At 51.0% G+C, this 5936-nt stretch carries 4 protein-coding genes and 3 pseudogenes; all 7 read right to left on the bottom strand.

Annotation, left to right across the window (positions count from 1 at the left end; genetic code table 11):
• Positions 1-219 (bottom strand): annotated as a pseudogene (locus ACK59H_RS22550) (RHS repeat domain-containing protein); the annotation flags it as partial.
• Positions 220-666: 447 nt separating this feature from the next.
• Positions 667-1092: an Imm26 family immunity protein gene (locus ACK59H_RS22545; RefSeq protein WP_261745551.1), complete on the bottom strand. Its 426-nt coding sequence runs from the start codon at positions 1090-1092 to the stop codon at positions 667-669.
• A 439-nt stretch (positions 1093-1531) separates the two neighbouring features.
• A pseudogene (locus tag ACK59H_RS22540) lies at positions 1532-3091 on the bottom strand (RHS repeat-associated core domain-containing protein); the annotation flags it as partial.
• Positions 3092-3219: 128 nt separating this feature from the next.
• On the bottom strand, positions 3220-3690 hold the full coding sequence (locus ACK59H_RS22535; protein WP_409264945.1) for an SMI1/KNR4 family protein: 471 nt from the start codon (positions 3688-3690) through the stop codon (positions 3220-3222).
• Between the two features lie 115 nt (positions 3691-3805).
• Positions 3806-4249: pseudogene (locus ACK59H_RS22530) on the bottom strand (type IV secretion protein Rhs); the annotation flags it as partial.
• Positions 4250-4388: 139 nt separating this feature from the next.
• Entirely contained in the window at positions 4389-4937 is a 549-nt protein-coding gene (locus tag ACK59H_RS22525; protein WP_409264944.1) for an imm11 family protein, read from the bottom strand.
• The coding region (locus ACK59H_RS22520) for an RHS repeat domain-containing protein (RefSeq protein WP_409264943.1) at positions 4934-5936 on the bottom strand (1003 nt) is incomplete at its 5' end. The genes ACK59H_RS22525 and ACK59H_RS22520, both read right to left, overlap by 4 nt.

Raw genomic sequence — 5936 nt, 5'->3', positions numbered from 1 at the left:
TACCCGCTGGCCCTTGGCATCCTCGCGGCTGCTGGGCAGGCCGCGTGCGGTGCGCATCAGGCGGGTGGTCTGGCCCTTGCCGTCGGTGTGGCTCACTACCTGGCCGTAGACGTTGTAGCCGAAGGTTTCATTGGTACCGTCGGGATGGATGATGCGCACCACTTCACCGTCCGGCTTGCGCTCCAGCGTGGTGGTCTGGTTCAACGCATCGGTCACGGAGCATTTAAGAATGCATTGACTCTACAAATACGCTAGTGAGGTCAGAAAAAACTACTCTATTTCAAAGCCGACGCTGACGATCTATCAACCTTGAGGGTAAACTCAATACTCGTACCGCTTAGTTGACAATATATAATCATCAACTACCTACGCTTGAGGGGTGTAATGCCCGCTCTCGGAGCACACTAGATCAATACGTTCACTGTGATTATAATGCTCTCGCCCGGTTCCACGGCCATGAATGGAACCGCCAATCTGGCAGTGTAAAGTCTGTCTCACTGACCAGACTCTTAGCGCTTGGCCCAGGCACTTCCAAAGCATCTCAGCATATGCGTGAAACCAACGATCAATTGAGCAACAAAGAGCGCAATCTTTGACATATAAGATTGCACTCCTCATTCTGATATTTTATTAAAGAACCAAGACAACGAGCAAAACTTTAATCTCTCAATATTGCTGCAGAAAATTTTCGACCAAAGCAAAACCGGATACACCCATTAATATATAATCCTGATATTCCTCAATAGCCAAAACCCTGACTGGACTCCCTCGCCGGTAAAGAGTACCCGCCATATTAAATTCAAAATCCTTCAGCGCGGCATCAGAAACTATACCGTGCTGCAGAATATGCCAGTCACCCGTCTTTAGTTTGTCCACAGCCGTAAAAACTATCGAAAAGCTTCCCCTGTGATCTTTGAATATCAAATACTCGACATTCTCAGGTACCTCCTCATTAGTGCTGACAGACAACACAGCGAAAGCAAATATCTTTTTAAACTTTTGTTCCTGGCTTTCTGTTCCAAGCCAAATTATTTGGCTAATTGCGAACCTACCATCCCCCATAGGGATAGAAAAATAGTCGCCAACCCGCATAGATTTAACTCCTATCATAAGCCTAGCCCCTTCATCTTGGCCAAAGCGTCGGATAGTACACCATCCCCCAGCTTGGGCTATGCCCGGCCACATCATAAATTGAAGCATTAGGGTTAGAGGGACTATACGATCTGATTCTATTCAATAAGTTTTTAAACTCATTGGTCGAAAGCGCGCCTCCATTAAGACCCATAGTTTTTTGCTCCAGAAACTTGGCCTCAGCTTTGGTCAAATTATTATCAAAAAACACATGTTGCTGCAAGTTAGATTTACCTGGTGTTGCAGCTGGCACACCTAAGCGGGCTGTTGCATCACCACGCCCCACATACTTGATCACTCCATTATCTGTTAATACATAAAGGCCTTGCCCATTTACAGGATCATATTTAGCCCCAGTACCCCCTGCACTACGCTGAGACAGTCTTCCCATACAAGGAATTAGTCCGGCAGGGTCTATCCAGTTATTTGGATTCAGCACATAGCTATAAAGATTAAAACCGCCTCTTAAACCTATAGGGTCTTGAGTAATAAATCTTCCCACTTCGGGGTCGTAATATCTAAAGGTATTGTAGTGTAGCCGAGCCTCTTCATCGAAATATTGACCTTGATATCGCAGATTCTGCTCGACCTTATCGACAGCCACTTGCTCTATCTCACCCCACGAGCGATAGGTCGCCTGCCAAACGATCTCACCCTCGCTGTCCGTCAACTCCAGCGGCGTACCAATCTGATCCGTATGGAAGTAGTAGACCTTCTGCTCTTCCCCTTCAACCTGATCCACGCGCGCCAACGGCGCATAGCTACCCGGCTCATACAGGTACAAAATGCTCTGACCAGGCGTTTCCTCCCGCACCATCCTCAACCCTTGCCACAGGAAGCGTTTCTGTTCGACTTCGCCGTTGATCTCAGCCTGCTTGGCCACCCGCCGCCCCAGGCTGTCATACCGGTATTGCCCGGTACTCTCCAGCTTGCCGTTAACCAGCGTCTGCGCCCGAACCAGCCGGTTCTCGCAGTCGTAAATAAAACTCTGCAGCTTGCTGTGCCCCGACCGCTTCTCGATCAGGTTGCCCCACGGGTCGTAGCGGTACTCCTGATCGCGCCACTGCTTGATCCGGTTGTCCTTGACCTTGTCGAACTGCCGCGCATTGAAGTCCAGGCGGTTCGCGGCGGGGTCGTAGCGGAACTCTTCACTGCCCACCAGCGAGCCGGTATCGCGGCTGCGCAACTGCCCGTTGGCTTCGTACTCGTACTTGATCTCGCCTCGCAGCTTGTCGAGCGTGCGCACCAGCTCTCCGGCCGGGTCGTACTGGTAACGGCGATGAATCGGGTTGTAGGCATGCTCCACCAGCAGCGAGGTATTGATGCCGGTGTTGTGCACCTGCGACAGCTTGTCGGCCGGCAAGGTCGAAGCAAACTGCCAGGCCTTCCGCCCCACGGCGTCGTAACCGAAACAACTGGTGAGCTTGCCCTGCGTCCGGTACACCTCACGGTGCAGGTCATCACGCTCCATGTCGCTGATGACCAGGCCATCCAGGTTCAGCTGGTGCAGGTGACCGCTGCCATAGTACAGGTGGTTGACCTTGCGCCCATCCGGCAGGGTCAGAGTGGTCAGATTGCTGAGCGGATCGTACTCATAACCCAGCGTGCCATCGGGCGTGATTTCTTGCGTCAGCCGCCCCAGCACATCGTAGGTGTACGCCAGCTTTTCCTCGGTCACCCCAAGTTGCTTGCCGAGTCCGCTCGGGTGCCGCTCGATGCTCAGCAGCCGGTCCCCGTCGTCGTAGGTGAACTGCTGCTGTGAATCGCGGTTCAGCTTGGCGACCAATCGGCCAATGGTGTCACGCTCAAACAGCGTATGCCGCTCTGGCCGCTCGGCATTTTCGCCATAGCCAATCTCGTCCATGCGCACCAGATGGCCGCTAGCGTCATAGCCAAAGCGCCGGGTCAGGTTGTCGACCCGCACTTGTTCGCTCAGGCGGTTGGATGGGTCATAGTCATACCGTCCCTACATGACTCACAACCTCGCTCTTAACCACATAAAAAAATAGAGGTTTTAATTGCTCCAAAAAAAATTACACGAAGAGCAAAAAATCTTGTGCAAAGTTAAACTCCGCAACCTAACAAAAATCAAAGCTCTCTAATGGCCTGCCGCACCATATCAACAAGGAACTCTTCAAAGCCTTGGTAAATTACATTCTTATCCTTGGTTCGCTTAAACGAAAGCTCGGCCTCCACAATAACAGGCTCACCAGTGTCTCCGATAATCGAGGTATCTATAGAGTAGATTGGACCATAGCCAGATGCTTTCACCACAATCATAGAATCGTCAGCATCTCCATCGGCACGGGCACTTTTTGTAGCAAAGGCCACACTAGGTACCGATGTCGCATCCACGCCACTCTTGGTGATGCCATAGTAAGTGTCGCCAGCAAATGATAGAGCGCCATATTTTTTTAAAAACAGCTTATATGACGGAGGGAAGTTAACACCAAGATCTCTTTCAAAGTCACCTATTACATTGTCAGCAGCTCCTCCAGCGAAGGCAGGATTTTCACCACTCGCATTTATTTCGGATTCCAAAATATCTATATAAGTCATTTTAAGCCCTCAAAAATCCAAAGCCCGGATCTTCCAGTAGGTTTTCTTCCAAGTATTAAATGGACCGCGATTCATATTTGGCGGCGCACTATTATAAAGGCGCCTCACCCCATCGGCGGGCGAATTCGTCGTACTGGAAGGCGAGCCGGTTGCCGTCCGGCAGGTCGAGGCCGACCATGTTGCCCTGCTCGTCCAGCTCGATGGCGTAGCGTTCGCCACCGTAGTCACGTCTGGCGAGCACGCGGTGGTCGGCGTTGTACTGCACTTCCAGCTCGCGGCCGAGCACGTCGGTGGCCCAGCTGGTGCGGGCGTCGAGGTCGTAGCGGAAGTGGTAGTGCTCGCCATCGCTGGTCCAGTGCTCGACCACCCGTGGTTTGCCACCCTGGGTTTCCCAGCGGTAGTGGCAGCCCAGGCCCAGGGCTTTGCTGTGAGTGACCATCAGGCCTTCGGCGTAGCTGAAGTTGCGCACGGTGCGTGCCGTAGCGGTTGATTACCGTCGTCAGCTAGCCGTGCTCGTCGTAGCGGTACTTACCACGCGCTTGATGTCGGTCGGGCCAAGGGCATTCTCGTCGCGGTGCAGCGGTATCTCAGCGTTAATGTCTTGTACTTCGTCAATAGGACTGAGGTTTACGCCTCAGTCCTTGACACTCTGGGTTTTTAAGGAGCATTTGGATACACAATCGCCTTCACGGCGTGAATCAAACTGCTTCAACTTCCTTGAAATCCAAACCTTTCAAGCCTATCCGCTTTGCCGCCTCTAAAAACCTATCAGACACATAAATAGAAAGTGGGTTTTCAGTTACGCGAAAAACGTCGAACCCCTGTACTGCCTGATGATTCAATACTAGCTTGTAAACAACCAGGCCGTTAGGGTACTCATCAAATTCCGACAGTTCTTTATTAAGTGCGCCATCAATTTTCGCATCAACCACTACACCTAAATGATCTGGGTTTGGGGATAGAACATCTACATCCACAAAAGAGTCAGAAGCTATAGATTGAAGAAGGCTTTTAGCCTTGGACGTCAAAACAAGCACGGGACTGAAGAAAGTAAACACATCAGAGCCATCCTTTTTTCTCTTGTCGTCAGAGTTAAACTCTAACTCATACTGCCTGGAAAACACAGCACTGGAATCTTTACCAAAGGCATACTGCTGTGCGGCATCATACAAGGCCAGTTCGTCTCCCTTACCGACAAGTGTTTTAAATTCATCGCTCTGAGTTATATAATAATATTTCATAATCATCCAAAAATGTCTTTCCAGCTGGACTCTCTAGGAGCATTCAATAATTTTTGCCGGATATTTCCTATCGCTTTGAGCACTGCATCCTTACCACCTGCGGCATCGGCATTTGCTATAATTTTATTGACAGATTCAAAGTAAATATTAGGATGCTTCCCGTTGTGCAGTATTCCTGGCACACTGATATCAGTGTTAAATCTATTTGGCAAGAAAACCCCGTTAGCCGCGCCGTCAACGTCAATTCCATGCTTATTCAAAATTGCCCTAGCAGGGGCGGCGAGTTTTGCGCTATCTTCGACAATATGGTGGGCCGCGGTGTTTTGAGGTCGCGTCACACCGCTACTTTCCAGATTTTTCCCCAGCGCTTTTGAGCACCAGCCCAAGGGGTCTATCCAGCCAATAGAATTCGGAGCGTAGCTATATAAGTTTCTCCCACCAGACAAACCAATTGGATCCTGAGTGATAAACCTACCAACTTCCGGATCGAAATACCTAAAGGTGTTGTAATGCAGCTCCGTTTCACAATCTAGATACTGCCCCTGGAAACGTATGTTCTGCATGACCTTGTTGACCGTCAGCTGCTCTATCTCGCCCCATGAGCGATAAGTCGCCTGCCAAACGATCTGCCCGTCGCTATCGGTCAATTCCAGCGGCGTACCAATTTGGTCCGTATGGAAGTAGTAGACCTTCTGTTCTTCCCCTTCAACCTGATCCACGCGCGCCAACGGCGCATAGCTACCCGGCTCATACAGGTACAAAATGCTCTGACCAGGCGTTTCCTCCCGCAACATCCTCAACCCTTGCCACAGGAAGCGTTTCTGTTCGACTTCGCCGTTGACCTCAGCCTGCTTGGCCACCCGCCGCCCCAGGCTGTCGTACCGGTATTGCCCGGTACTCTTCAGCTTGCCGTTAACCAGCGTCTGCGCCCGCACCAGCCGGTTCTCACAGTCGTAAATAAAGCTCTGCAGCTTGCTATGCCCCGAGCGCTTCTCGATCAGGTTG

Source organism: Pseudomonas sp. KCJK9000, from assembly GCF_046230725.1.
In the GTDB taxonomy this organism is placed as follows: domain Bacteria; phylum Pseudomonadota; class Gammaproteobacteria; order Pseudomonadales; family Pseudomonadaceae; genus Aquipseudomonas; species Aquipseudomonas promysalinigenes.
The sequence above is the reverse complement of the archived record's forward strand: the minus strand, read 5'-3'. Positions and strand labels throughout refer to the sequence as shown.